6 protein-coding genes are annotated in these 14,026 nt (G+C 46.3%); 1 reads left to right on the plus strand and 5 read right to left on the minus strand.

The window, feature by feature from the left end; all coding sequences use genetic code 11:
- Nucleotides 1-137: 137 nt before the first annotated feature.
- The 3 genes from strainIA91_RS07510 to strainIA91_RS07520 form a co-directional block, all read right to left on the minus strand.
- Nucleotides 138-3,335 carry a T9SS type A sorting domain-containing protein gene (locus strainIA91_RS07510; RefSeq protein WP_400166165.1) on the minus strand — a complete coding sequence of 1,066 codons (3,198 nt, stop codon included), beginning with the start codon at nucleotides 3,333-3,335 and terminating at the stop codon, nucleotides 138-140.
- Between the two features lie 383 nt (nucleotides 3,336-3,718).
- Complete coding sequence (locus strainIA91_RS07515) at nucleotides 3,719-8,794, minus strand: T9SS type A sorting domain-containing protein (protein WP_400166166.1); 5,076 nt, start codon at nucleotides 8,792-8,794, stop codon at nucleotides 3,719-3,721.
- Between the two features lie 294 nt (nucleotides 8,795-9,088).
- A complete protein-coding gene (locus strainIA91_RS07520; RefSeq protein ID WP_400166167.1) occupies nucleotides 9,089-10,516 on the minus strand; it encodes a sodium:solute symporter in 1,428 nt (475 codons plus the stop codon).
- 718 nt (nucleotides 10,517-11,234) lie between these two features.
- Here strainIA91_RS07520 and strainIA91_RS07525 point away from each other — a divergent pair.
- Nucleotides 11,235-12,605 carry a sodium:solute symporter family protein gene (locus strainIA91_RS07525; protein ID WP_400166168.1) on the plus strand — a complete coding sequence of 457 codons (1,371 nt, stop codon included), beginning with the start codon at nucleotides 11,235-11,237 and terminating at the stop codon, nucleotides 12,603-12,605.
- 192 nt (nucleotides 12,606-12,797) lie between these two features.
- Here strainIA91_RS07525 and strainIA91_RS07530 read toward each other — a convergent pair whose 3' ends face one another.
- A complete protein-coding gene (locus strainIA91_RS07530; protein WP_400166169.1) occupies nucleotides 12,798-13,031 on the minus strand; it encodes a hypothetical protein in 234 nt (77 codons plus the stop codon).
- A 400-nt stretch (nucleotides 13,032-13,431) separates the two neighbouring features.
- Nucleotides 13,432-14,022 (minus strand): hypothetical protein, encoded by a 591-nt coding sequence (locus tag strainIA91_RS07535; RefSeq protein ID WP_400166170.1) that lies wholly within the window; start codon nucleotides 14,020-14,022, stop codon nucleotides 13,432-13,434.
- Nucleotides 14,023-14,026 lie beyond the last annotated feature (4 nt).

Here is a 14,026-nt window from a genome sequence, read left to right on the forward strand (position 1 = left end):
GAAGTGAGGTGCTTGAACCCCATGAAGTGGCGATCAAGAATTCAAGCAGCACTTCGTGCCGTTCAACTGCTTCGCTGTGCTCAGCATTCAATCATCATTTATCATTCAATTCATCATTCATCATTTATCATTCATCATTACTTCAACAGTATCGCCTTCTGTAAATGTATCTCCCCGCCGAAGGATGTCCGGATCAAATAGATACCTGAAGACAGGTCCGGGGTCTTTATGGTGTAAAGATAGGATCCAGTGGTAAATTCCCGCTTCACAGCCGTCAATACATGCCGGCCTGTCAGGCTGTAGAGATCGATAGAGACATGCATCGGTTCTGTAAGGGTAAAGGGGACAGTCAGGATTGCATTGAAAGGATTGGGATAGACGGGATCCAAAACATAGCCCTCTGCCACGATTGTTTCCTCAGTCTTAACCTGAACCTCAACCTTTTTCAATATTGACTCATTTCCTGAATAATCTACATCCGTCAGGGAGTACACATAGGTCTTCCCGTGTTCCACCGTTTTATCGACATAAAGATATTTTGTCGTTTCCGTCGTACTCCCCTGCCCCTTCAAAGCATCATCGGTGGCAAAACCGGCAATGATCTCTGACTTTTGACTTTCGACTTTCAACTTTCGACTGAGGATAAACCCCTGATTTTCAATTTCCGCAGACGTTTCCCATTCCAGCACTACGGCTCCTTTGACGGCTTGAGCGGTAAAGGCGGAAAGGGTCACGGGCAGGGAATTATCATTGGAATTGCTTCCAACTCCAAATTCTGAGAAACCGTTTAGACCGCTGCGGTGCAGAACCGGGATCGCGTTACTGCCTGTACCTGTCGTATGGGAACCGTCCAGCATCCAGACGCTTTCGCTGTCTGCACGCTTGAGGATACGCAACAAGCTGTAATCGGCAATACCCCCGAAGTTTTCGGCAGTGATATCCAGATCGTAGGTCCCGCCGCTCAGGTCGTCTGCAGATGTTAGAGACCAGTAACCATCCGGAGCGACAGTGTTCACGGCGTATTCGCCGTCGCTCAGGGGCAGTCCGCTGCTGCCCGGATTGGAGGCCGTAAAACTTGCCGTCAGCGTCCCGCCGGTTGAAGGTGCTGAGGTATAGCTGAGGCTGACAGGACGATAATGGTCTGCTGTGCCTATCGGAAAAAGGACGTCATCGACGGTTGAAGCCGCCAGCCAGCGCTTGAAATTGCCAATGATCTTCCCGTTCGTGCGAGTCAGGGTTCCTACGCTTCCGGCTGAGCTCCCAAGCGTCAGTGTATTGGATCCCGTGATCAGAGCGCCCTCGCTGAGGATAAGATCCGTGCTTGCCGTAACATTGGAACTGAGCGTCACACCGCTGCTGTTTTCGATCATCAAATGCCTGACCGTTGCAGGCAGACCGATGCCGGTCACTTGCGCGGATGTTCCGTTATAGTGATATTTACCACCGGTGTGGAATGTCCGCGTCCCGCTGCTCTGAATATTCCCGTTACTGCCTGATGATGTAATCCCGTCCGTTGAAGCAATGATCAGCCAGGCATTGTCTGCGTTTGTAAAATTACCGCCTCCGGAAAAGATATTTGTCCCGCAATCCAATGTGCCGGAATTCGTAAAAGTCCCGGCATCAGTTGAAAAATTACGGCCGTTACGGAGGGTTAGACTTCCATCGGAAGAAATTGAACCTAGACTTATCAGGGCATTTCTTTCGATATCTGAATTTGTCAATAGTATTTCGGAGGAAGCACCATCTAAAATGATTGTCGCTTTATTTTGAATGATAGTATCATCACTATTTGGTGGTTTATATTTTAATTTACCCTTAAGGTTATATGTCCCGCCTTCAAGCCTGTCTCCGTTATCATTGTCGTTAATATAATTTGTAAAACCGGAACTGCTCGAAAGGTAAAATACTCCCGTTTCAACGGTAAGCGTTCCGTTGTTGGTCAAATGTACAGCAAATGTTGTCGTACCGGACCCGGCGGATTTTTTGATCAGACCATCGTTTATAACCGTATATATGCCTGAATTGGCAAGGAAAGTTGCGTTATTTTGGATATCGATCAAGCCGGTGCTTTTATTACGGATGGTCTTGTCCCCACCGCTGATACCGCCGGCACCGCTCCAGGTGATTGTCCCGTAGTTCTCCAGAAGATTCGCGCCGCTTGAATAATAGTAGGTTTTTTGGTTATCTCCACTGATATTGAGGTTACCGTTTTCGCCGACAATGATGGTTCCCGTATTGAAATTCCCGGTAGTTGTCCAGTCGAAGGTCCCGTTGATCGTGAGTTTTCCCGCGCCGGTCATGACGCTTTTTTTACTGTTATCAATCTGGGAAAGTTTGAATGTAACATCGGAACCAATTACTGTACCGTTCGTTGTTCCGTTCACTGAGATCTGGTCACTGGTTATTTCAAAAGTCCCCGCACCGTTGATCACGGAGCCCTCGTTGAAATCATGGTCGGAATACTCTTCCGTCAGGATCGTTGCCCCGGAGGCAATGGTAAAGGTTCCGGTATGTGTTCCGCGTGCGTAAGCTGTGAACTTTAAGGTGCCTGTTTGTATATCTACCGTTCCGGTATTGTTGAATTCCATTTTGTAAACGGTCGTTGTGCCCGTGCCGGTCTTTTTTCGGAAGGTGCCGGCATTATTGAATTCCGGCATATTACCCCAACTCAGGTCATTCCTGTGATATATTGACTGATTGGTGGTCGCTTCGAAAATTCCGCCGTTGAGATTGTTAAAGGTGCCGTTATAATACATCACAAATGCCACACCGGACTTTGCAAAATTTACCGTTCCGGCATTGTTGACAACGCCATCCTCGTTAATTCTGCATTCGCCGCTGCCCTCCATATCCATCACACCGCCGGAGGCGATGTTGAAATTAGTGCTTGTAATGTGACCGCTGTTCCAGTTGCAGGTGCCGTTGATGACCGTTTTGCCCGTGCCGGTTAATCCGAGACCCTCGTTTTGTAAAACGCCACTCATATTCAGCGTACCGTTCACGGTCAGATCATCGCCGTCACCGTTATTAATGGTCAGACTTTCGGAACTGCTCAGATCCACCGTCAGGGTCCCGCCCGCATCCACGACGATCTGGTCGATGGTCAGGGTGGAGTTGATCGTGACTGTATGGCCGTTAAGAACGGTTACCACGCCGGATCCGCTGTTGGGTGCTGTTTCGGCATCTTGCCATTCACTGCCGCTGTAAGTTTCCCAGGTGGCTGTTGATGTCCAGTTTCCACTTGTTTTTGAACGATAATCACCGCTTGTTTGTGCCAGCAGGAAAGTTGCACAAAACATGCTCAGCATCACTTGCCATACCCATAATTTTTTCATCTCTATTCTCCCAAAATGAGGTTTATACTTATCAATAGCCCGGGAATAAGCTGATCTGGTTCATATCCCATATAACCTTATTTATGACGACTAAACAATCATTGAGTGGACGAAAAAGGAATGAAATAAAATAAAAGTGTTTCAAGGTTCAGACCATTTCCCGAAAACACATTTTAACAAGGGTATCATGACAGAATTATTTAATTGATAATTTATAATAGAGTTTAATTTTACTTTTTTCAATAGAGATTTTATTCAGTCTCTGAATTGTGACACAAATCATAGTTAAGGACAATTATTATGTTATAAGTTACCGATTACAGGTAGGGATTTGACATATCACTTTGTTTTAGAGAATAAAATCCACCATTTATCATTCATCATTACTTCAACAGTATCGCCTTCTGTAAATATTTCTTCTTCCCACCGAAGGATGTCTGTATCAGATAGATGCCTGAAGACAGGTCGGGGGTCTTTATGGTGTAAAGATAGGATCCGATGGTAAATTCCCGGTTCACAGCCGTCAATACATGCCGGCCTGTCAGACTGTAGAGATCGATAGAGACATGCATCGGTTCTGTAAGGGTAAAGGGGACAGTCAGGGTTGCATTGAAAGGATTGGGATAGACGGGGTCCAAAACATAGCCCTTTGCCACGATTGTTTTCTCAGTCTTAACCTGAACCTCAACCTTTTTCAATATTGTCTCATTTCCTGAATAATCTACATCCGCAAGGGTATACACATAGGTCTTCCCGGGTTCCACCGTTTTATCGACATAAAGATATTTTGTCGTTTCCGTTGTACTTCCCTGCCCTTTCAGTGCATCATCGGTGGCAAAACCGGCAATGATCTCTGACTTTTGACTTTCGACTTTCAACTTTCGACTGAGGATAAACCCCTGGTTTTCGATTTCCGCAGACGTTTCCCATTCCAGCACTACGGTGCCTTTGACGGCTTGAGCGGTAAAGGCGGAGAGGGTTACGGGCAGGGAATTATCATTGTTGCCACCCAGTGCAAACTCGGAAAATCCCGTAAGTCCATTCGCCTGAATATAGGTTAAGCTGCGTGTCACATCTGCATGGATTTCCCATTCTCCCTGTTCGTTATTCCGCCGAAGCAGCTGCAGCGTTTCAGACGATCCGATTCCGTTACCATTGATCTTGTCAAAATACAGCCGCAGGGTTCCTGTGAAAGATTCCACATCGGTCGAAAGGGTCCAATAATAGGGAGACATATTGGTCACACCATCTGGCAGTTCACCGGAACGCCCGTCTGAAAAATAATATCCCGTCACCCTACCACTTATGTCCAAAGAGGGATTAAAGGTGACTCCGCCTGCAGCGTCCATGGAAATAATAGCGTTCTCTGTCTCTGCCACAGGATTGCTAAAGTTCCCAGATGTCGTGGCATCTTGTCCGATGAATTCGACAGCACCTGCATCGGGTGTGCTTTCACTCCGGACATTTCCATAGAAATCTGTGCTGACACCGCTGACAGGTTGCCCCATATTTGAAGCGGGAGACGGCGGAAGCACATGCAGATCATTCAGCGTATGGAACAGCGGGTCACCCGAGAGCGACTGGGCATCAAGCGATGCGGTGGTCTGCCAATCCCCTAAGTTTGAATAACTATTCGTGCCGTTGTCTGTAGTCCCGATATAACCGCCTGAACCGGAAGCATAGAGCAGATTATAATTCTGTGTGAGGGATTCGTGTGAATTTAAATTCACGGCGTAGTGCTTTTGGGTTGAACCATCATTGCTTCTCATATTGGCAAAAATATTACCACGAATATCGTCTGCAGCCGTGATGCTCCGGAAAAAAGCCTGGGAATAGGTGCTGCCAGCCGTTCCGGTTACTGTACCTCCGATGCGGACAGAATTAAAGCATACTGTATTGGCGGAACTTGAGGCATCTGCCACACCCCGTATATTTATGGCATTTGCGATACCGGATCCCAGACTGACCATATTGTTGATCACTGAAACAGGACCGTTTATCATCTGTATCCCATTGATCACAGATGCCGTATTCGAAGTGTTTTGGGAGATATTATAGATGTGATTTTTATCAATAGTACAGCCTGCTCCGGTATTTTTGTAATAGATCCCGTTCGTTTCAACGGCATCCGATTCATGGGTGGCCGAAAGGGCGTAAATATCATTGTCCGAAATGGACACATTATTCGGATTATTGGAGTATACGGCATAAATGCCGCTTAAAGCATTATTGTCGCCTGATGAAGTACTCCCTGCAGACATGCTCAGATTGTAAATCGTATTCCCAGAAACGCTTCCGCCGCGGTCATTGATATTCAGTCCGCGGATCCTTGTGTTTGTGCTTGCATAGGGGTAGCTCAGGTTTGCAATGGTATTGTTGCTGACCGTTGTGGAGCCGCCTGCAGCATTTGAATAAATTCCGTTTAATATAATTCCCCAGCTGTTATTGGCGCCCCGGATACTGTTGCTTTGCGTCAGGCTGCCGACCAGGTTATCCGAAATAAGATGGGTTCCCGCATTGGAACTTGCGTTATAGATCCCATAGAATTCCCCGTAATAATAGAACGTCAGACCTCCAATGGTATTGTTTCTGATCGTAGCAGCTGCATCTCCGGAATTATACGTAATTCCCCTGGCATAGGAATTATAAGGTGAATTTAGGGTGATAACATCGTTGGATTGTGATGAACCGATGATGTTGCCGGTATTTGCGCCAATGCGGATATTTCCATATAATGCGCGAATTCCCAAAAATAATGTTGCGTTCTCTCCTGAATGGTACACACTGATGTTTTTAATGGTATTCCCGTTAATATTCGATACGTCTGAAGCGGTAACGCCATAGAGATCAATACAGAAGAGGGATCCCCTCCCTCCAGAATGGGTCCAGGCCGTCCCGCCGCATTCGGGTTCTGATCCGCCCACATAGTTATTGCTGACCGTGCAGGTTCCGGCAATGTCAACATGTATGCCGTACATTGTACAATAATCATTGTCATGAAAAGTCCGTGAAGCGGTTTGATAAAGGCTGTTGCCTGTAACGGTCCACGATCCGTTGCCCCAGCCGTCCACATGGATTCCGGAATGATAGCGAAAGTTAGGATAATAAAAATCATAAATATTGCAATTAGAAATGGTATTTCCGTTGTTATCTGGCGTGGATCCGTTGGGATTTTTTGAATAAATGCAGGCGCTGGTGTTTCCCTGTCCGTCAATATCGCAGTGGTCAATGGTATTATTATCATTTCCGGTCACAGAACCGCCACCGAAGTGCACAAGGCCGTTATTGATACTGATGCTACTGTTGGAGGGTGCCTTTCCCCGCATGATCACATATTTGACCGTATTGTTGCAGGCATCATAAAAGTACAGTGTTTTGTTTGTACTTGAAGCAGTACTGGTGTTGAGAATGGTCAAATCCTTGGTCCCACTGATACCGCCGACCTGTCCGTCGATAGTCACATTGTCGGCGCCGTTCAGATAAATCATTGTGGACACCGCTCCGCTGATGCTCACACCGGCTGTTCCAGGACGAATCAGAATAGAGGAATATGAGGCGGAACCGGAACCGCTCGCGTTCAGTATCGGGGAGGACGTTTCCGTGACGTTTGACTCGATTAGGATAGTTATGTCTCCGGTATGGGTCCCGGTGTTGATGGCGTCAAAGCTTTCCTTTAAAGTATTGTAGGTGGCTGCCGTGGTTCCGCCCGTGGCTGTCAGGGAGACGGGAGGAACGGGCTCGCCGTCGCCTACTCCGAACTCTGAAAAAGCGCTCATTCCGGTGCGGTGTAAAACAGGAATGTCATTACTTCCGGTAGCAGTGATATGCGTTCCATCAACAGTCCAGTCCGAACCAGAGTTAGATCTTTTCAAAAGATGCAGGCTAGTATAATCGCTAATTCCAGTAAATCCATCGGCTGTCACGTCGAGGGAATAGGCACCACCGCTCAGTCCATTCCCGGACGTGAGGGTCCAGAATCCATCGGAATAGCAGGATTTAACATTAAAACTCTCGTCCCGGACAGGCTCGCTGCTCAGGTCCACACCATTCGTGCCGGGATCCGAGGCTGTGAATCCGGATAAAATCGTCCCGCCGGTTGAAGGCGCGGATGTATAGCTGAGATTTACCGGCCGGTAATCATCCGCCGTTCCGATGGGAAACAGGATATCCGATGCTTCGGAGGCAGCAATCCAGCGCTGCAGATTCCCGACAACGGTGCCGTCGGTCCGGCTGATGGATCCGGAGGATGATGCAGAAGTCCCCACGGTCAGGGTATTGGAACCCGTAGTCAGGTTCCCGGAGACAAGGTTTAAGGTACCACCGACCGTTATGCCGGAACTTAAAGTGAGTCCGGTGCTGTTGTTAAGGGTCAGGTTATTGACCGCAGCGGGAAATTCCGATCCGCTGACCTGTGCGGCATTTCCGCTAAAGATATAATTTGCGCCCGGATCGAGGGTTTTTGTACCGCTTAGCGTTAGCTGATCATTGATGCCATTTGTCCATTCATATTCAACGATTCCTTTTAATTCCAGTGTTGCCCCTGAAGAAAGAGCAAAATTTCCGGCTCCGTTGATGGTTACCGGATGATCGATTTGAAAAGTCCCTGCTGCAAAGGTGAGGGTATTTCCTTCGGCAACGGTTACGCTGTGTGAATACCCGCCGTCAGGTTTATACAATCGGATGGGAAAGGCATCGGAAGCGGACCAGGACAGATTTGTGTTGACCTGCAGTGCTGCAACAGATAAGGCATCGGAACCATTGCCTGATCCGGTATTTCCTGAGTAAGTCCCGGCTGTCCCATTCCGGATATAAGCCCCGAACCCGCCATTGTTGTTCATCGTATTATTTGTCATGTTTGCGATAGAACTGTTCATATACACACCGTCATAGGTGCTTCCGCCGTTATAGCTGAAAGTACTACCGGATATATCAAGATCTGTAGCCTCATCTGCATATAAGCCGTAAGTTAAACTGTATTCAGAAATGCTGTTTATAAAGTGTCCGGACGATCCGCTATGAAACTTGATATTTGCGTAATAGGCGCTGCTGCCGCCATAGCGGAATACGCAGTAATCAAAAGTAGCGGGCCCCGGCCATACATAGACACCGTTCCAGTCACCGGGCTGGGGATTGCCAGTTGATCCGCTGATAGTTTCACCGATGCTGTTGTCATGAATAGACGTAAAATAGACCTGGCCACCCATAGAAATATTGACATCAAGCATCCCCTGAACATTAAGCCCGCTGCCTTCAGCAAATTTCAAAACCACCCCGCCTTCCAGGATCAGTAATCCTCCGGGAGGAACTGTAACATTTCCTTCAACATAGTAGGTACCTGCAGGTTTAAGTCCCACCATCACGCTACCTGCAGGAATTATTGTATAGGCATGTAATAAGGAGCTAAAAACAGATACAACCAGCACACTTTTTAATCCTTTGCTAAAAAATCGCCTCATCATTGAAACTCCCTGTAAATAAAGTGATAATAAAAATACCTGTCTGATAAAAAAGAGAGAGATTCTCTCCATCCGTAACGAAACCCTGTAGGGGTTGGATTCGCGTGTAATTTTCTCTTTTCTTTAAAAAATCTCTTATGATTAAGAGATGTTCAAAATGAAATTAGATTTAAAACATAGTTTTAAAAAAGTAATTTTTCTTGAGCTATTCTAATACGTCATCATTTGTGACGGAAAACACATCAATGTGGAATTCTCACTTAATCCAGATGTCAGCTTCCGTTCCCATTTTATCCATCAAGATTCATTCCGGCTGAGCAATGAAACAGAGATATAGAGCACGGCAGATACGACAATCCCATAGACACTGAAATCCAGTCCGGTACCCTGGAGAAAGGCCGGTGGTTTGATGAGATTCACCATCATCAGTAAAGTGAGTCCACCCCCACCGATCATGCCGGTCAATGCCCCTTTGGATGTCCCCCGTTTCCAGAAATAAGCCCCCAGCGTGGGAATAAAGAGTCCACTCACCATAAAAGAGTAAGCATACAGGATGGCATCCAAAACCATGGTGAATTGTGCCGCCAGGGTTACGGCTGTCACACCGATGACCAGGGTTACCAGCATAGACAGGCGGACCGATTTTTTCATGGGCAGATTGGGGAAAAAATACTTCTCCAGGATATCATTGGTAAAATTTCCGGATGAGGCCATCATGCAGCTGTCTGCCGTACTCATAATGGCTGAAAAATACGAGGCAATCACAATACCGGTTACTCCGATGGGAAGCATATCCCGGATAAGCATGGGAAGAGCCATTTCGGCCTCGGCACCGGGAAATACCACCCGGGCGCACATCCCCAGAAAGACCCCGGTAAATGCCATGACCGGATACTCAAAGAGTCCGGCCAGAAACCAGGCTTTTTTTGCTTCTTTTTCATCCTTGCACGCATACATTCGCTGATAAAGGGTCATCCCAACCAGCCAGATAGGAATAATGGTAACCATCCAGTTGACAAAGGTGACGGCCTTAATATTCCCCAGGGAGAAAAATTCCCGGGGAAGATGCATTTTCAAAGCCTCGATACCGCCGATTTTCGCCAGGGTCACAGGGATGGTTACTGCAATGAGACCGACCAGAAGAATCATCCACTGTACCGTATCTGTATAGATGACGGCTTTGAGTCCGCCAATAACGGTATAAAGGATTGTAATCACAGCAATAATGAGGAGTGAAAAGAGGATTGGATCCATGCCCCATGGATTGGTCTGGAGTATGGTTGCGGAAGCTAATTTTGCACCGGCCAGCATCTGGGCACCGGTAAAACCCAGGTAGCCGATACCTGAAATAGCTGCCGCAGCAAGAGCGACTTTATCATTATACCGGAAGCGGAGAAAATCGGGATAGGTCATCATCCCTTCAGAGACATCCACTTTTTTAATCAGAGGGATAATAAAAACAGCTGTAAGCCAGGCACCCACCAGGCCGGTAAACAAAAGCCAGCTACCGGCGAGACCCATAAGAAATCCTACACCTCCGAGACCGATTGAGAATCCCCCTCCCACATCGGTCGCCACGATGGAGAGTCCTACATGATGAGCCTTGACATTCCGGTTCCCTACATAATAATCCTCTGTACTCTTATTTTTAATAAAATGATAAACACCAATAGATAACACACCGGCCATATAAAGACCAAAGATCAGATAATCTGTAAACTTCATAAAACCCCGCAATGTTTTATTTTAAGTTTCAAAACGTATATAATTTAATAAAATCAGCGGAGGAACAAAAGGAATGATGAATGATGAATGATGAATGATGAATGATGAATTGAATTTATGAATGATGAATTGTGTTTTGTGAAAAAGACATGTTTTGCATTAAAAGCTATATTTTATATAGATCTTTTAAACATCGATCGCAGCGAGATGTTTGAATGCTTGAACGCCGAAGGCATTTGAATGCTGAACGCAGCGAAGCAGTTGAACGGCACCAAGTGCCGCTTGAATTATTAAACGCCGCTTCGCGGCTTTCAATCACCACTTCGTGGTGTTCAAGCACCTCACTTCGTTTGGTGTTCAAATGCTGCTGCGCAGCGTTCAAGTCCATTATCTTTCATAAGCTGATATCCTTTGCCACAAAGTTTAAATGAGGATTGTATTTAATCCATTAAATAATTCGGAATAACACATATATGATTAACAATATTATCTTGCATTCGGTCGCATTTCGGTGTATTTTACCCCCGGGGTGGGGGACATTATCTAACCGAAATTATATATCCCATCTCTCTTATATCCCAGTTCATTTAAGAAAAAAATCTCAATCAAATCAATCTAGTCAATCGACTTTTTGACTTTCGACTTTCGACTTTCGACTTTCGACTTTAAATTCCAACTCATCTTAATTCCTGTAAACAGAATCAAACGAAAGGATACCATGGATCTCGTTATTATTTCTCTCTATCTCGGCGGAATTTTACTATTTGGACTCTGGTACGGGCGGGGTATAAAAGATTTGGGGGATTATGCTGTAGCTGGAAAAGCGTATTCGGCTCCGATTATATTTGCTACTCTGAGTGCCTCATTTATTGGTGGCGGTTTTTCCATGGGGAATGCAGAAAAGGTCTTTCGCTTCGGCATCATGAATATTGTTGCCCTTTTCGGCTTTAGTCTGAGTCAGATTCTCATCGCCCGCTTTATTGCTCCCCGGATGGGACGTTATGAAGATGCCATATCCGTGGGTGATATCATGGAGAAAAGCTACGGGACAAAAGCAAAATTCTTTACAGGTTTGTTTGCCCTCATTGCCTGTGCCGGAATTTTAGGTGCCCAAATCGGTGCCATGGGACATATTTTCAATGTGTTTCTGGAAATCCCCAAATTTCATGGGATCCTGATCGGTATCGGTATTGTATTGATTTATGTGACAGCCGGAGGGATGAAAAGTGTCGTAGGAACAGACATAGTGCAGTTCATTTTTCTGATTATTGGAATTCCCCTGACACTGATACTGGCGGTCCATTATTCAGGTGGAATATCTGCCTTGGTCCACTCTGTTCCAGCTCAACACTTTTCCATTCCCGCCACCGGTTTTACCTGGACAACCTTTATTTCCCTCTTCCTGGTTTTTGTCGTGGGTGAAACCCTGGTTCCACCCTATGTGCAACGCCTTCTCCTTGCCCGGGATGTAAAAGCTGTTTCCAGGGGAACCCTCTGGAGTGGTATTATTTCCATACCCTTCTTTATGACAAGCGGTCTGATTGGTCTTTCAGCCCTGGTGCTAAATCCTGGACTAGATGCCAATCTGGCCATGCCTTTTGTAGTCCGGACAGTTTTGCCAGTGGGTGTTCGGGCAATCATGATTTCCGCTGTCATTGCCATCATCATGTCTTCGGCCGATTCATTCCTTAATGCCGCTACGGTCTCATTCGTCAATGATATCATCAAACCCATGAAATCCATCAACCTGAACCCACATCAGGAACTGAGAGTTGCCCGCTATTTCACTATTTTTCTGGGTATAGCCGGTGTTATCTTTGCCGTGAAAATCGAAAGTGTTTTGGATATTCTCCTCTTTACCTACAATTTTTGGGCTCCTGTGATTCTTGTGCCCCTTGTAGCCGCGATTCTGGGCAAGCAAGCGACCTCCAGGGACTTTACCGTATCTGCTGTCTGTGGTATCGGCGGAATGATCCTGTGGAACTATATCCTGAAACAACCCCGGGGCTTTGACGGTCTTGTGGTGGGTGTGGTTTGCAGTGCACTTGGATTTATGAGCTCGAGAGTACGAGGTACGAGGGTACAATAAAGCGAGGAAGTTACAGAGAGAGGGAGAGGGGTGACGAGGACACAATTTCGTGGTGTTCAATAGCCACTGTGCGGTATTCCAACGCCTGACGGCGTTCAAACCCCTTTTCATAGGGTTCAAGCACCTCATTTCATTCGGTGTTCAATAGCCGCTACGCGGCTTTCAAACGCTGCTTCACAGCGTTCAAGGATCTCACTGCGTTCGATCTTCAATCCCGGATATGCAGATTTCAATAGGTGACTGGGTTTCTTTTTTGAACACTGCGAAGCAGTGCTGGAATGCTGAGCGCAGCGAAGCTATTGAACGGCACGAAGTGCCGCTTGAATTATTAAACGCTGCTGTGCAGCTTTCAATCACCACTTCGTGGTGTTCAAACACCTCACTTCGTTCGGTGTTCAAACGCTGCTGCGCAGCGTTCAAATCCATTATATTTCATAAGCTGATATCTTGATACAACTGCCACAAATTCTAAATGAAGACTGTATTTAATCCATTAAATAATTCGAAATAACACATATATATGATTAACAATATTATCTTGCATTATGTCGCATTTCAGTGTATTTTACCCCCGGGGTGGGGGGCGTTACCTAAGCGAAATCATATATTCCATCTCTCTTATAATCCCGGTTAAAAGCAGCTAAAACCCCCACTCCTATTAATTATATTTAAGAAGTTAGAAATAGGGACAGGCCGTGGCCTGTCTGAAGCTGGCATCGCTCCTGGTGTTTCAATCAAATCAATCAAACCAATCAAATCAATCTCCCCAATCCCCTCGCTACTGTCGACTGCCGACTAACGACTGTCCACTGTCGACTGTCAAATGTCAACGATATAAAAGATTCAGCGTTTCAATTTTATCTGCCAGGCTTCCAATGCCCTCCTGGGTACTTAAATCCGGATTGAATGCCGGCTCCAGGTGCCGGATATATTCCAGGCTCCGATCAAAATGTCCCTGATTGAACGCTGCCGAAGCAAGAGTGACATATATCGTTTGATATGTAATATCCCTCTCCCGTGAGAAAACCCAGGAACTATCCCGATATAAAATCTCTTCTCCTCTTACAAGGCACGAATCCCACTGTCCAAGGGCATGAAAGGCAAAGGTCATTCCCGCCAGTATTTCGGCATATACCGTATCGTCAGTATGGGTGACATACAAACCTGTCCGGTAATATGATATGCTTTCAGAGACGGAATCCAGCTTGCCAAGGCTCCACCCCGCTCCGTTCCATCCATCAGAATATCCGGGGCGTTCTTCAACAGATTCAATAAACCAGCGCCTGGATTCCACATAATTCCCGGCGGCATAATAATCCCAGCCATATTCAGAAAGATCCTCTCCCGTCACTTCATAGGCTTTACGGCAGGCTGTCAATGAAGTCAGGACAGATAAAATTATGATCCAGAGTTTCATGTGT

This window comes from Candidatus Neomarinimicrobiota bacterium, from assembly GCA_041154365.1.
GTDB lineage: Bacteria > Fidelibacterota > Fidelibacteria > Fidelibacterales > Fidelibacteraceae > Fidelibacter > Fidelibacter multiformis.

Coding starts and splice junctions, on each gene's coding strand:
- strainIA91_RS07525 (WP_400166168.1), top strand. CDS start 11,235: ATGGATCTCGTTATTATTTCTCTCTATCTCGGCGGAATTTTACTATTT.
- strainIA91_RS07530 (WP_400166169.1), bottom strand. CDS start 13,031: ATGGATTTGAACGCTGCGCAGCAGCGTTTGAACACCGAACGAAGTGAG.
- strainIA91_RS07535 (WP_400166170.1), bottom strand. CDS start 14,022: ATGAAACTCTGGATCATAATTTTATCTGTCCTGACTTCATTGACAGCC.
- strainIA91_RS07510 (WP_400166165.1), bottom strand. CDS start 3,335: ATGAAAAAATTATGGGTATGGCAAGTGATGCTGAGCATGTTTTGTGCA.
- strainIA91_RS07520 (WP_400166167.1), bottom strand. CDS start 10,516: ATGAAGTTTACAGATTATCTGATCTTTGGTCTTTATATGGCCGGTGTG.
- strainIA91_RS07515 (WP_400166166.1), bottom strand. CDS start 8,794: ATGATGAGGCGATTTTTTAGCAAAGGATTAAAAAGTGTGCTGGTTGTA.